Genomic DNA, 13581 nt, shown 5'->3' on the forward strand with positions numbered 1-13581 from the left:
ATATGGCACTGGATCAACTGATGTGGATCGATTCCACCAAGGTCTTTATCAACGGAGAGTGGGTGAGCCCGGCCGGAGGAGAGACCATTGCGGTTGAAAACCCATCGACGGGCGAAATCATTGGGAAAATTGCCCGCGGCACTCCTGCGGAAGTGGATGCGGCCGTTTCTGCTGCAAATGCGGCATTAAACGGTGAATGGGGTAGAATGACTGCGACGCAGCGCGGACGCATTCTCATGAAAATGTCAGAATTAGTTCTCAAGCGAGCCGAAGAACTCGCCATGATTGAGACACTGGATGTTGGCAAGCCGCTCAATCAATCTCGAAACGACTCCATTGCACTCGCACGCTATCTCGAATTCTATGCAGGCGCGGCGGACAAGCTGATGGGAACGACCATCCCTTACCAGGATGGGTTCACCGTCTATACCTTGCGGGAGCCACATGGGGTTTGTGGGATCATCATTCCGTGGAACTACCCAATGCAGATTTTGGGGCGTGGCGTCGGAGCAGCCCTTGCCGCTGGCAACACTTGCGTTCTTAAACCGGCAGAAGACGCCTCTTTGTCATCATTGGCATTTGCCGCAATCGCGCACGAAGCTGGTTTGCCAGCGGGCGTTCTCAATGTTGTAACGGGCTATGGCGCAGATGTAGGGGCAACTCTTTCGAGCCATTCGGGAATCCAGCACATCTCCTTTACTGGCTCCGTCGGAACCGGCGTTGCCATTCAGACTGCGGCGTCGAAGAACGTCGTCCCAGTGACATTGGAACTTGGCGGAAAATCGCCACACATCGTTTTTGATGATGTCGACCTCGAAAAGGCCATGCCAGTCCTCGTGGGCGCATGCATGCAAAATGCCGGTCAGACCTGTTCAGCAGCGTCTCGTGTTCTGGTACAGCGTGGCATTTACGAAGATGTGAAGCGACGCATGATCGAGATTTACGAAGGTCTCGTGGTGGGGCCGGCCGTTGAATCGCACAATCTAGGGCCTGTCGTTTCCAAAAAGCAGAAACAAATCGTATCTGATTTTATCGAACGCGGAAAAGCCGAGCTCAACGTCGCAGCGCAGGGCAAACTACATGCCGACGCACCGGCCGAAGGAAACTACATTCTGCCAACTTTGTTTTCGGAAGTAGAGCCGGATCATGCCCTCGCACAGCAGGAAATTTTTGGTCCGGTGCAGGTCCTCATTCCCTTCGATAGTGAGGAGGACGCTTTAAGGATCGCCAATGGCACCGAATACGGTCTTGTCGCGGGCGTTTGGACTCGTGATGGCGGCCGCCAGTTGCGCATGGCGCGCAAGCTTCATTCTGGTCAGGTCTTCATTAACAATTATGGAGCCGGAGGCGGTATTGAGCTGCCTTTTGGCGGTGTCGGTAAATCCGGGCATGGGCGCGAAAAAGGCTTTGAAGCCCTTTATGGCTTTACGCACGTCAAAACCGTTACCATTTCGCACGGTTAACCTTCTGGCTGAAGCCGAAACCCTCGTGAACAATGCACTGTAACATGTGTGAACGATAGAGCTCCGGACAACCAAGGGCAGGATATTCTCCTGCCCTTGTTGCATCTGATTGAACCGCCTAAGCTTTAGTACAAACTACATGTAGTTGCGGTTTCGGAGTGCTAGTCAAGAATCCAAGCTATAAGTGAAGTCCGTCAGACGAGCTTTCAAAACAGGTTGAACCAACTACACATTAAGCGTCGCCATTCAGCAAGGGATCACCTAAAGTATGATCTACTTGAGATGGCGTCTCCGAAAATACTGAGGCTACTTTGTAGTCATTGGCAGTTCCGACAGATCCCCCTTACCTCGATCGCGGTTTTTCGAGTCCTAAAGTCGGCTTTGAGAGAATGACTTAAAAGCTCTCTTTCAACTTGATCGTCGTGAAACACCTCCACGTGACCGCACGCATCGCAGATCTGGAATGTTAAAAATTCCTGCGATCGGGCCCGGACAGGCATCACTGCGTATCACGAATGCGCTAAGGCTCTCGACACGATGGACGCGCCCCATATCCATCAAGCGGACCAGCGCACGATAAACCTGCAAAGGTGCGTTCAAGCCCACTTGCCGGAGATTGTGGAGAATACGATATGCACTCAAGGGCTGCTCCGTCTCCTCAAGGACAGAGAGTACGAAACGTTGGTTTCGAGTGAGCTTCCTCTCCTTACAATCAACTGCTTTTACCGAAAAGACGATCCTTCAATCTGACAGAAATCACATCGGCTCAGACGAGATGCTGATTTTCATGGATGGGTTATGTTATCTTATAACGATGCAATTGACTAATGTAATAACATTACATATCACTGCGATGTCAATTGCCTGAAGAACAAGAGATTCTTATCCATGCCCAATGCCTGCCTGAAATTTGACGATCTGACGCTGGGATATAATCGCCATCCTGCTGTACATCATCTGAGTGGTGTCGTTCGCAAGGGTAGCCTTTTGGCGGTTGTTGGCGGCAATGGTTCGGGCAAGTCAACCCTGATGAAGGGTATTGTTGGGATGCTGCGGCCCATGGATGGCGCCTGCTCGTTAGCGGCTGGCACTCGACTTGCCTATCTGCCGCAGCAGTCGGAACTGGACCGCTCGTTCCCCGCACGTGTAGTTGATCTTGTGTCGCTTGGGCTGTGGCCTCGTCGTGGTCTTTTGGGTCGTCACCGCGCTGAAGACCGTCAGGCCGTCACCAATGCACTCAAGGCCGTCGGGTTGGAGGGCTTTGAAAAGCGCTCGATTGACACACTGTCCGGCGGGCAGATGCAGCGGGCGCTGTTTGCACGTGTGTTGGTACAGGATGCCGATCTCATCCTTCTCGATGAGCCGTTCAATGCCGTTGATGCGCGCACTATAATTGATCTGATAACCCTGATCAAAAGTTGGCATAATGAAAACCGTACGGTGATGGTCGTTGTGCACGATCTTGATCTGGTGCGCGAGCATTTTCCGGAAGCGCTGCTGTTGGCACGGCAGCCGATCGCGTGGGGCGAGGTGCAAAAAACCTTGTCTGCAGAAAATCTTTTACGGGCCAGGCACTACCATGAAGCCTGGAACGAGAATGCTCCGTGGTGTGAACCCGCAGAGGTTGGTCACGATCACCATCACGGCCATAAGCATGCACAAATTGAGAAGCCAGCTATTACTAGTCAGCGCGTAGCGGCTGCGGCCAAGGCATGACCATGCTCTATGACGCTCTGTTCCTTCCCTTCATCGAATTCGCCTTCATGCAAAGGGCGCTTGGTGGCGCTCTGCTGCTGTCGCTGAGCGCTTGTCCGGTGGGCGTATTTTTAATGTTAAGGCGTATGAGCTTAACTGGCGACGCAATGGCTCACGCAATTCTTCCTGGTGCTGCTGCCGGCTTTCTCCTGTACGGGTTGCAGATCGTGCCAATGACGATCGGCGGTTTGATCGCAGGCATTTTTGTGGCGCTCGGGGCTGGTGCGGTTGCACGTCTGACGGTGCAGAAAGAGGACGCCTCTATGGCCGCCTTCTATTTGATCTCGCTGTCATTGGGAGTGCTGATGGTATCATTACGTGGATCGAGCATCGATCTCATGCATGTCTTGTTTGGAACTGTGCTTGCTTTGAACAATGATGCACTCAATCTCATTGCACTGGTTGCTATTACCACTCTGGTTTCTCTTGGGCTGTTCTGGCGCGCGCTAGTGGCCGAGTGTATGGATCCATTATTTTTGCGTTCAGTTTCCCGGCTCGGTTCGTTAGTGCATTTCATTTTTCTCGGCCTTGTCGTCATCAACCTCGTAGCCGGTTTCCAAGCACTCGGAACATTGCTGTCGGTCGGATTGATGGTTCTACCTGCGGCATCCGCCCGGTTCTGGACACAGCATGTTGCTGCGATGTGTTTGCTCTCGGTCGTTATAGGAGTGCTCTCGTCAGTTTCGGGATTGTTGTTGTCTTATCACGCATCCCTGCCCTCGGGTCCGGCCATTATCCTTTCTGCTGGAGCAATCTACTTCATATCCGTCATTGCAAGCCCGCGTGGCCTGCTTTTGTCGCGATTACCGCGCTCTGCTCACAGAGCCGCTTGATCTCAAACTGCAATTGGAAAAATCATGAATAAACGGACGCTCCTTCTCACTGGTCTCATCGCCGCATCGCTCGGCATATTCGGCGCTCCGGTCTTTGCCCAAGATAAAAAGTTGTCAGTCGTTGCTAGCTTCTCCATCATTGGAGATCTGGCACAACAGGTCGGCGGTGAACATATTGAGCTCAAAACACTTGTCGGGCCTGATGGTGATGCGCATGTCTATGAACCACGCCCAGCCGATGCCATGGCTTTGGCGCGCGCCGACGTCATCCTTGTCAATGGTCTTCTGCTCGAGGGCTTTATGGAGCGCCTGATTGAGGCCAGCCAGGCAGAGGTGCCAGTCACCACCGTCACCGATGGTGCCAACATTTTAAACGACCCCAAGGGTGGGCACTATCACTTTGTCGATGGCAAAGCGATTTTCCATGCCACACCCAATGATCCGCATGCATGGCAATCGGTCGCCAATGTCAAAATCTACGTCCAGAATATTGAAAAGGCATTTTGTGCAGCCGATGCTGAAGATTGTGCGACGTACAAATCCAATGCCGCCGCCTATATCGAAAAGCTCGCAGCGCTCGATACAGACATAAAGGCGCAGATCAGCGCGATCCCGCAGGATCACCGCGTCGCTGTCGTCGCGCACAATGCCTTCCGTTATTTCGAGCGGGATTACGGCATTGCTTTCCTTTCTCCGCAAGGCGTTTCCACCGAATCTGAGGCATCTGCCGCCGATGTGGCTTCGCTGATCCGGGAGATCCGGGAAAAGCGTGCTTCCGCCGTCTTTGCCGAGAACATAGCTGACAGCCGTCTTGTCGAGCAGATCGCATCGGAATCCGGGCTGACGCTCGGAGGCACACTGTATTCGGACGCGCTGTCGCCATCTGATGGCCCAGCGCCAACCTATATCGATATGATGCGCTACAACGTCAAAACCCTCATGTCGGCTATCAACAAAAGCTGAGCTCAAACAGTCATGCCACTAATATGTGTCCGACGAATGTTATGTAATATCATTAAGGAGAGTTGATTATGAAACACTGGATAATGGGCGCGTCCGCCCTGGCGATTGCCGTTAGCCTCGGCGGCCCAGCTGCCTTTGCCCATGATGATGAAGATGTAACGCTGTACCGTGTATTCGTTGGCGATCACGCTGATGGGAAGGTGACAGCCTTTGATCTCAGTAAACCAGAGAACCGCTGGGATTTCAAAACGACTGGTCAAAATAAACTCTATAGCATGAATGATGGCGCCAATATCGTTGCTGTTGAGTCAGATAATGACACGGTTCACTTTATTAACAGCGGTATTTCTCTGCACTCGCATGGTGATCATTCGGATATTGATATCAGCGAGCCAAAAGCTATCGATACACCTCTTAAGGGACCGCGGCCTTTTCATGTGATCGATCATGATGGGAAAATTGTCGTCAATTTCGATAAAGGTGGTTACGCAGAAATTCTGAATGGTTATGAGCTTTCTCAGGGCGAACTGAAAGGCAGTCAGCTGAAGCAGGGTAAGCCTCATCATGGCTTTGCTGCACCGGTTGGAAAATACTGGGTCACCACCGTAGCATCCGAAGAGCCTGTCGAAGGCGACAAGGCTCCAGCGCGTGTTGGCCTTCAGGCTGTACAAGCTGACGGCACCCCGGCTGGTGAGGTTGCGACATGCACGGGTATTCACGGAGAGGCTTTCTCCGGCATTTATCTCGCAGCTGGCTGTAAAGAAGGTATTTTGACAGTGACTGCCGGTCCGGATGGCCCACAGACAAAAATGCTGGCTTACCCAGCGGATTTGCCGGGCGGCCAAACAACTGGCACGCTGCTTGGTGCCAGAAGTATGCAGGTATTCCTCGGAAACTACGGGCCTAAAGGTCTGGTTGTCGTGGATCCGGCTGATGAGCCGAATTTCCGCTACATCGAACTCCCATTCCGCCGCATTGATTTCGCACTTGACCCGGCAAATGCCAGGTTTGGATATGTGCTGACAGAAGATGGCACTCTTCATCAAATTGATATTCTGGAAGGAAAACTGAGCAAAAGTGCTAAGGTAACAGAACCTTACTCAATGGATGGACACTGGAATGATCCACGCCCGCGCATTGCTATGGCTGGTGATGAAGTGGTTATGAGTGACCCAAATGCCGGAGTCGTCCGCCGCATTGCAAAAACTGACCTGAAGGAGCTTGGCACCATTAAGGTCGATGGCAAACCCTACAATATCGCGGTTGCTGGCGGCAGCGGTAAGGTTCATGAGCATGGCGATGCTCATAGCCATGGAGATCCTCAGATTTACAAAGGTATCTTTGAGGATAGCCAGATCAAGGATCGCCCGCTTTCAGATTACGAAGGCGACTGGCAGTCAGTCTATCCTTATCTTCAGGACGGTAGTCTTGACCCTGTTTGGAAACATAAAGCAAAAGGCAACGAAAAAACTGCGGAGCAGATTCGGGCAGAATATGACGCTGGCTATAAAACGAATGTAGAGCGCATCACTATTGAAGGCGACAAGGTGACCTTCTACGAGGATGGCAAGCCAGCTGCAGGTCGCTATGTTTACGATGGTTATGAAGTCCTGACGTACAAGAAGGGAAATCGTGGCGTTCGCTTCATCTTTAAGAAGACAGAAGGCGATGCAAAAGCGCCGCAGTTTATCCAGTTCAGTGATCATGGCATTTATCCAGCGAAGGCACACCACTATCATCTCTTCTGGGGCAATGACCGCAGTGCCCTGCTCGATGAAGTTGTCAACTGGCCGACATATTATCCATCTGCTTTGAATTCAAAGCAGATCGTTGAAGAGCTGATTGCTCACTAGTCTTCAGCGAGTGCTTTGCGGCGTTCTGTCTTTGAATGGAGCGCCGCGAATTTCAACAGAACTTACACGACGTGTCTAAATCTACCTTAGACGGCACATCCGCGTCGCCATATCAATAAACTGCTACATAGTTCCTGACATTTGAACGATTTCATGGGAAAACATGCAGCAGATAATATAGTATTATGCTGCATCTTGATAAACCAAAAAAAGCGACAGCCTTCTTCGCTCGAAAGACAAGTCGATGAAGTTTGCTTTTATCGATACGGAGAAGGACCATATCTCGCTTTTGTGCACCTTAGCAGGTGTCAGCATCAGTGGCTATTATGCATGGGATCGCGTCTTCTGGCGCATATTCGCAATCAGTTTGCAATGTCACGTGAAGCCTATGGTAGCCCTCGAATGCACGTCGAACTGAATGAAGAAGACATTCGGGCAAGTCGTCACCGCGCGGCGAGACTGATGCGTGAAAACGGTCTTAAGGCCCGGCAGAAACTCGCTTCAAATGCACAGCCGACAGCAATCGCCGATCACGCACGCTGCGCCTGTTGATGCGAGCATGTCCCTCGAAATTCCAGCCAGCGTTTGCAAAAGCTTAGGCCTGGATAGCGCACGGCATTGGATACGTTTTGATGAACTTAACCGTTTCACATGGCCGGACTATGACTTACGCCCAGAACCTGATGGTACCTTCCACTACAGAGTGTTGCCGCGTGGGCTTTTTGAAGATTTGAGAAATGGGATTATCGAGGCGCAAAAAAACTCGACGTGCTCAACTCATACCGCGAGAATCTGACGCCTAATGGACAGATCACTAGAAAGTGCATTCATGATCGGTAGTTTGTCCCTTAGTCTGCTGGGGCCTCGGATAAAGACTGCTTGAAATCCGCAACGCGTACTGACGCAGTGATCGCAGGCTTCAATACTTGCGATGAAGGATTTGTTTTCCGCTGCTGTCTGCTATGAATGTAGGCGCAGAATCTGAACAACAATTGATGCCTGATAATGACCGACCCCATCCACATTCTCAAAACCGTTTATGGATACGATACCTTCCGTGGGCGGCAAGCGGAGATTGTATCGCATGCAATAGCCGGCAATAATGCATTCGTCCTGATGCCGACGGGCGGCGGTAAATCGCTGTGCTATCAGATTCCCGCCCTTGCGCGGCCAGGCATGGGGATAGTGGTTTCGCCGCTTCTGGCGCTAATGGCCGATCAGGTCTCAGCGCTCCGGCAAGCGGGTGTGAAGGCTGCGGCACTCAATTCCGACCTTGCTGGCGATGACAGGCTGGCCTTATGGCGTGATATCCATGATGGGGCGCTTGATCTGCTCTATGTGGCGCCTGAAACCCTGCTCAGACCGGGTACATTGCAACGCCTGAGCGAGGTGCCTCTTTCGCTGATCGCAATCGACGAAGCACATTGTCTTTCGCAATGGGGACATGATTTCCGGCCGTCCTATCGGCAGCTTGATGTGTTGATGGCGCAGTTTCCCGACACGCCACGCATGGCATTGACCGCGACCGCCGACGAGCCAACACGTGCGGAAATCCTGTCGCATCTGCAGATTGAAAAGCGCGATGCCTTCATCACCGGTTTCGACCGTCCCAATATTCGCTACGCGATCATGGAGAAGGACAATCCCCGCGCGCAGTTGAAGCGATTTCTACAGGATCACCGGGGCGAAAGCGGTATCGTTTACTGTCTTTCGAAACGGAAGACAGAAGAAACAGCCGAATGGTTGCGCAGCTTGGGCTACGATGTCCTCTGCTATCACGGCGGCATGGAGAAGTCTGCGCGCGAGGCGAACCAATCACGGTTCCAGCATGACGAAGCGGTCATCATGGTGGCGACGATTGCCTTTGGGATGGGCATCGACAAGCCGGATGTACGTTTCGTCGCCCATTTCGATCTACCAGGAAGCATCGAAGCCTATTATCAGGAGACAGGGCGTGCGGGGCGCGACGGACTTCCAGCCGAGGCAATGATGCTCTACGGTTATGACGATATCGTCCTGCGCAGCCGGTTCATTGAGGAATCCGACGCGCCCGATCAGCGCAAGCGGATGGAACGGCAGAAACTCGACACACTTCTTGGGCTCGCGGAAAGCGCGAGCTGTCGCAGACAGGTGCTGCTGTCTTATTTCGGTGATCGATGCGAACCATGCGGCAATTGCGATACCTGCGCTGAACCGCCATCCCTCTTCGATGGGACAATAGCCGCGCAGAAAATATTGTCCTGCATTCACAGAACCGGGGAACGGTTCGGGCAAGCCTATATTGTCGATGTCCTTCTTGGCGTGGAGGATGAGCGTATCAGCCGCTTTGGCCACGACCAGATTTCCACTTTCGGAATCGGCCGCGAGCATGACAATCACACCTGGCGCGCGATCGTACGGCAGTTGGTCGCGCAGCGGCTGATTGATGTCGACTTTGCCGGACACGGCGGTTTGTCGATCTCGGAGACAGGCAGGCAGTTTTTGCGCGCAAAGCAGTCGCTCATGTTGCGTGTTCCGCCGAAATTGAAGCCATCGCGTGGTACTGTTTCGCGTAGGAAATCTGTAACATCCGCCCTTTCCGAGCGTGATGAGGCGCTGTTTGACGCGTTGCGCGAGAAGCGGCTCGAGATCGCGCGTTCACAAAATGTGCCGCCTTACGTCATTTTTCACGATCGAACACTGATCGAACTGGCCACAGCCCGACCAGTTTCACGCACCCAGATGGCTGATGTGCCCGGTGTCGGCGATACGAAGCTCGAACGGTATGGCTCGGCCTTTTTGGCCGTCGTCAAAGCACACGAATAGTAAAATTGGTGCTGTCACGTTGTTTGCCATGCGGGCGCGTGGAAGCGGCAAGGTGGGTTTCAGGCGAGTTGCAGCGCGGCCATCCTCCATTGGGTAGTTGCGGCTTGACGGAAGGATCGGATCTGGGCAGCGGGGCGATTTGATTTGGCGGGAACGAAATGGTTTCGGACGGCTGAGAAGATCGAGACAAATTGTTGCAGCGATCTGATCGACCTAAATCCTTGCCGGGTTCGTTCACGCTTTCGAAAGGGCAGATGCGAATTTTCGGCCCTGTTGTTCAGGCCTTTATGAGAGCGATGCTCAACGGCGGGCATGACCTGACGCCTGGCGGCGCCATAGGATCGCAACTTGTCGGTGATGATGCGCTTGGGCGCCAAGCCTTGTTTCTTCAGCAAACGGACCAGCAATCGTTTGGCTGCCTTGGCGTTGCGGCTAACCTGAACGATTTCATCCAGGACATATCCGTCTTTATCCACGGCGCGCCACAGCCAGCACTTTCTCCCGCCGATGCGAACGACGGCCTCGTCGAGATGCCACACGTCGCTGGAAGAAGGCGGTTTGCGGTGTAACCGCGCTGTGATCATGGAACCGTGCGACCTACACCATCGGCGGATTGTTTCATACGAAACTGCCACACCGCGCTCCAGCATCATTTCCTCTACTTCGCGCAGGCTCACATTGAACCGGAAATATAGCCAGATTGCGCGGGCGACGATTTCAATATGGAAGCGATGATTCTTGTAGGTCGGCGACGAGCTGTTCATCCTACCCGACTATCGCAAATCGATTGACGAAAAATCAATGTGACAACACCGTTTGCCGAACTCGCAGCATAATTGCGCCCACAGATAAGGCCGTCTTTAATCAGCTAAAAAATTTGCGACGTAGCCGGTGCCGACGGTAGCCATGAGTCTCATTCCTTTGCTGGTCGGGCCGCGCCCATCGCGACCTCGATGACGGTCGTGAGACCGGGGGCGATCGACTGGCACCCCCGGGGTCCCCGTTGCGCTCGCGCAATGGGGTGGCTCGTTGGGCTGGAACGCAGTGGAAGGCGGCCGGGAGCGGCTTTCTTGATCCGCGAGGAATGACGGCAAAACCGGGGTCCCCGCGCGACCTGTCGCGTGGGGTGGTTTCGGCAGGGGAAGAAAGTCGCGAAGGCCGTTGCCGGGACAAGATCGAAGGGGCAGCGAAGCGCCCCTGGACTTCGGTCAAACCAGTCACATCGAGGACGAAGATGGACGTGGCTTTGTCGGAAACGGGAATGAAGACCGGCTTGCCCTCGTCGACGTCATGTCGCAGTGATGAGTAACCAGCCAGATCGATCAGCCGGCCTCCTCATCAAGAGGCCAGCCCTTTCGCGGGTGCGAAACACTGCGGATGGCGTGGCAACCAGACAGATACCCAGCTAACGATCGAATGCAGACGCTGTAACTGAGGGATCAAATGGTGAGGGCCGCCCGATGCCGTTTGCTAGCGTTGATATCGGCTTTGACGCGAAACGACGTTACCGGGATGGCGCAGCGGACTGCGGCCGGCAGTTGCGGATCTGGTTCCGCCCTGATCGGAACGGCCGAACTCAACCCGGAGGGCGCTGCGAGCGGGGATTGGCGTTCTTCGCGCGCCTGCCCCTCGTCGTGTCCGTTCTGTCATGACAGAGCATCAGCCACTCGGCCCAGGGAAAGGGACAATTATCTGACCCGGCTCACCTCGGTCGCTGATTTCCGGCGCGCGATGAATTCGCGCAGGAGAGGAAGGAAGAAAGCCTTGCTGAAGCGCCCGATCGGAGGTTCGGGTTCAAGATAAAACGACTGTCCGACGATATCCGTATTGTATTCATCGAGGATGATCCAGAGACGCAAATCGACGGCGAGTCCGGCCCGCCGCTTTTCGATTGTCGGTATATCAGCGACAAAGCGGCCTTTTTCGGGCTGCTTGGTCGTAATGGGGAAGAACAGCACCATGTCGCCACTGGGCCGGGCAAGCCTTACGCCGACAGCGACCGGTCGCTCCTTTCGACCTTCGGTCTCGCCCTCGGCGGCCTGTCGCGCCCACAGATAGGGATACCGGATGACCGTGGCTGTCTGGATGTCGTCATAACTGCTCACCGGCCGGCCTCATCGTTTTCCGCATAGCGATCGACCGAGGCCTCGAATTCTGCGAACAGTTCATCCGTCATCGTCTGGAGCGTGCCGACTGACCGGCCGTCGGACTGGCGCATGAGCCGCTCATAGTCTTCGATGTTGAGAAGCACCAGACGCGGCTTGTTGCGTTGGGTGATCGTGACCGGATGGCGGAGCGCCTCGGCGATGATATCGCCCGACTTCCGGGACAGATCGCTGGTTGAATAAGAACCACGGATTCGGGGCATGGTGGTTTCCTTTACGTCGGTTCAGATTCGAATATAGCGTTTTCCCGCGCCTAAATCCAGCATTTACAGAAATGCTGTAAATGCTGTGATTGACGCAGCGGCCCCGCCTTTCGGCGGCGCCCTCTCTTGGGGGGCGATCAGTCGCGGTTCGCGGGACCAGATCAGCTGCATGCCGTCTTCGCCTTCCACTTCGACCAGGGTGACGTAGATCGGAGCGGGGAAGCTCGGGTCTTCCAGCTTGACCGAGAGGTAGCCGCGGCCTTCGTTGGAGACCTTCTGCCAGGCGGCGCCGAGCTCGACCGAGCCGGAGTAGATGCGGAAGTGCGGGCCCTTGTCGGAGGGGTTTTCGACGCGCTCGAAGCGGGCCTTGACGTTGAGGTTGAGGTTGAGGTTGAGGTTGAGGGTCTTGATCGAACCGTTGAAACCGTTGCCCGTGGAGGTGAAGGTGCCGATGGTAGCCATGTGTCTCATTCCTTTGGTCGGGCCGCGCCCATCGCGACCTCGATGACGGTCGTGAGACCGGGGGCGATCGACTGGTACCCCCGGGGTCCCCGTTGCGCTCGCGCAATGGGGTGGCTCGTTGGGCTGGAACGCAGTGGAAGGCGGCCGGGAGCGGCTTTCTTGATCCGCGAGGAATGACGGCAAAACCGGGGTCCCCGCGCGACCTGTCGCGTGGGGTGGTTTCGGCAGGGGAAGAAAGTCGCGAAGGCCGTTGCCGGGACAAGATCGAAGGGGCAGCGAAGCGGGCTCTGTCGCAAATTTTTTAGCTGATTAACGACGGCCTTATCTGTGGGCGCAATTATGCTGCGAGTTCGGCAAAAACTTCGAATGGCGAGCGGTTGTTGTTGGCGAATTGCTTCTTGCGGATCATATGAGCCACTTCGATGAAAGCAATCGTTGCTGATGCGCTGTCAAACGCCTTGAAGCCCAATGTGTGTTTGGTGATCCGCTTGATGAAACGATGATCCTGTTCAACAATGTTGTTCAGATATTTGACTTGCAGAATTTCGATCATCTTGCCCGTGACCGTGATTTTCAGGATTGTGTTTACAGCTTGTGCTCCGGCCAGATTGGCTCCACTTTTATCAATGACTATTTTGTGCGGAGCGCCGTTGTTTGCAATGGCCTTTTTAAAGAAACGTCTCGCAGCGCCGAGATTTCGGCGTTCGGAAAGCATGAAATCAAGAGTTTGTCCGTCACGATCAACGGCCCGGTATAGATAGGTCCATTGGCCTTTGACTTTTATATAGATCTCGTCAACGCGCCAGGATCCAAGCGTTCGACGTTTACGCTTCTGTGCTTGATCTGCGATCTGTGGCGAGTAACGAACAACCCAGCGGTTCAAGGTTACATGGTCAACGTCTACACCACGTTCAGCCATAATCTCCTGCAGATCACGATAGGAAACTGAATAACGGACATAGAAGAAAACAGCGTAAAGAATGACACTTTTGGGAAAGTGAGCACCATTGAAATTCACCGTCATCCGCTTCCACCTCATTGAGTTACATGCACCGATCGTGACATAACTCAGCAGAACT

The 13581-nt window shown here is 53.9% G+C and carries 11 protein-coding genes and 2 pseudogenes; 8 read left to right on the top strand and 5 right to left on the bottom strand.

Annotated features, from left to right (window positions below):
• Window positions 1-2: 2 nt before the first annotated feature.
• From QSJ70_RS15875 to recQ, 7 genes and pseudogenes are all read left to right on the top strand, one after another.
• Window positions 3-1463 carry an aldehyde dehydrogenase family protein gene (locus QSJ70_RS15875; RefSeq protein WP_285537748.1) on the top strand — a complete coding sequence of 487 codons (1461 nt, stop codon included), beginning with the start codon at window positions 3-5 and terminating at the stop codon, window positions 1461-1463.
• Window positions 1464-2351: 888 nt separating this feature from the next.
• A complete protein-coding gene (gene aztA, locus QSJ70_RS15885; RefSeq protein ID WP_285537749.1) occupies window positions 2352-3179 on the top strand; it encodes a zinc ABC transporter ATP-binding protein AztA in 828 nt (275 codons plus the stop codon).
• A complete protein-coding gene (aztB, locus tag QSJ70_RS15890) occupies window positions 3176-4051 on the top strand; it encodes a zinc ABC transporter permease AztB (protein ID WP_285537751.1) in 876 nt (291 codons plus the stop codon). Before aztA ends, aztB begins: the two co-directional genes overlap by 4 nt.
• A gap of 24 nt (window positions 4052-4075) precedes the next feature.
• The gene (aztC, locus tag QSJ70_RS15895; protein ID WP_285537753.1) at window positions 4076-5014 is read left to right on the top strand and encodes a zinc ABC transporter substrate-binding protein AztC; all 939 of its coding nucleotides are present in this window, start codon (window positions 4076-4078) and stop codon (window positions 5012-5014) included.
• A 1163-nt stretch (window positions 5015-6177) separates the two neighbouring features.
• Window positions 6178-6867 carry a ZinT family metal-binding protein gene (locus tag QSJ70_RS27690; RefSeq protein WP_502871692.1) on the top strand — a complete coding sequence of 230 codons (690 nt, stop codon included), beginning with the start codon at window positions 6178-6180 and terminating at the stop codon, window positions 6865-6867.
• A 205-nt stretch (window positions 6868-7072) separates the two neighbouring features.
• Window positions 7073-7391 (top strand): annotated as a pseudogene (locus tag QSJ70_RS15905) (IS3 family transposase); the annotation flags it as partial.
• 481 nt (window positions 7392-7872) lie between these two features.
• A complete protein-coding gene (gene recQ / locus QSJ70_RS15910; RefSeq protein WP_502871686.1) occupies window positions 7873-9672 on the top strand; it encodes a DNA helicase RecQ in 1800 nt (599 codons plus the stop codon).
• A gap of 59 nt (window positions 9673-9731) precedes the next feature.
• Here the strand turns inward: recQ and QSJ70_RS15915 are convergent, their stop codons facing one another.
• Window positions 9732-10436, bottom strand: coding sequence for an IS6 family transposase (locus QSJ70_RS15915; protein WP_502871687.1), 705 nt, complete (start codon window positions 10434-10436; stop codon window positions 9732-9734).
• Window positions 10437-10675: 239 nt separating this feature from the next.
• Here QSJ70_RS15915 and QSJ70_RS15920 point away from each other — a divergent pair, with 239 nt between their 5' ends.
• Window positions 10676-10981, top strand: coding sequence for a hypothetical protein (locus QSJ70_RS15920; RefSeq protein WP_285537757.1), 306 nt, complete (start codon window positions 10676-10678; stop codon window positions 10979-10981).
• A 379-nt stretch (window positions 10982-11360) separates the two neighbouring features.
• Here QSJ70_RS15920 and QSJ70_RS15925 read toward each other — a convergent pair whose 3' ends face one another.
• The 4 genes and pseudogenes from QSJ70_RS15925 to QSJ70_RS15940 form a co-directional block, all read right to left on the bottom strand.
• Complete coding sequence (locus QSJ70_RS15925) at window positions 11361-11777, bottom strand: hypothetical protein (RefSeq protein WP_285537759.1); 417 nt, start codon at window positions 11775-11777, stop codon at window positions 11361-11363.
• Window positions 11774-12040: a type II toxin-antitoxin system prevent-host-death family antitoxin gene (locus QSJ70_RS15930; protein ID WP_285537761.1), complete on the bottom strand. Its 267-nt coding sequence runs from the start codon at window positions 12038-12040 to the stop codon at window positions 11774-11776. Before QSJ70_RS15930 ends, QSJ70_RS15925 begins: the two co-directional genes overlap by 4 nt.
• Before the next feature lie 141 nt (window positions 12041-12181).
• Window positions 12182-12502, bottom strand: a pseudogene (locus QSJ70_RS15935) (DUF736 domain-containing protein); the annotation flags it as partial.
• Window positions 12503-12839: 337 nt separating this feature from the next.
• The gene (locus tag QSJ70_RS15940; protein WP_285537763.1) at window positions 12840-13526 is read right to left on the bottom strand and encodes an IS6 family transposase; all 687 of its coding nucleotides are present in this window, start codon (window positions 13524-13526) and stop codon (window positions 12840-12842) included.
• Window positions 13527-13581 lie beyond the last annotated feature (55 nt).

The sequence above is a fragment of the Brucella sp. NBRC 12950 genome (assembly GCF_030268145.1).
Lineage (GTDB): Bacteria > Pseudomonadota > Alphaproteobacteria > Rhizobiales > Rhizobiaceae > Brucella.

What these genes read in the sequence shown, in the direction of transcription:
- aztC (WP_285537753.1), top strand. Translation starts at nt 4,076, where the DNA reads ATGAATAAACGGACGCTCCTTCTCACTGGTCTCATCGCCGCATCGCTC.
- aztB (WP_285537751.1), top strand. Translation starts at nt 3,176, where the DNA reads ATGACCATGCTCTATGACGCTCTGTTCCTTCCCTTCATCGAATTCGCC.
- QSJ70_RS27690 (WP_502871692.1), top strand. Translation starts at nt 6,178, where the DNA reads ATGAGTGACCCAAATGCCGGAGTCGTCCGCCGCATTGCAAAAACTGAC.
- QSJ70_RS15930 (WP_285537761.1), bottom strand. Translation starts at nt 12,040, where the DNA reads ATGCCCCGAATCCGTGGTTCTTATTCAACCAGCGATCTGTCCCGGAAG.
- QSJ70_RS15940 (WP_285537763.1), bottom strand. Translation starts at nt 13,526, where the DNA reads ATGACGGTGAATTTCAATGGTGCTCACTTTCCCAAAAGTGTCATTCTT.
- recQ (WP_502871686.1), top strand. Translation starts at nt 7,873, where the DNA reads ATGACCGACCCCATCCACATTCTCAAAACCGTTTATGGATACGATACC.
- QSJ70_RS15875 (WP_285537748.1), top strand. Translation starts at nt 3, where the DNA reads ATGGCACTGGATCAACTGATGTGGATCGATTCCACCAAGGTCTTTATC.
- QSJ70_RS15915 (WP_502871687.1), bottom strand. Translation starts at nt 10,436, where the DNA reads ATGAACAGCTCGTCGCCGACCTACAAGAATCATCGCTTCCATATTGAA.
- aztA (WP_285537749.1), top strand. Translation starts at nt 2,352, where the DNA reads ATGCCCAATGCCTGCCTGAAATTTGACGATCTGACGCTGGGATATAAT.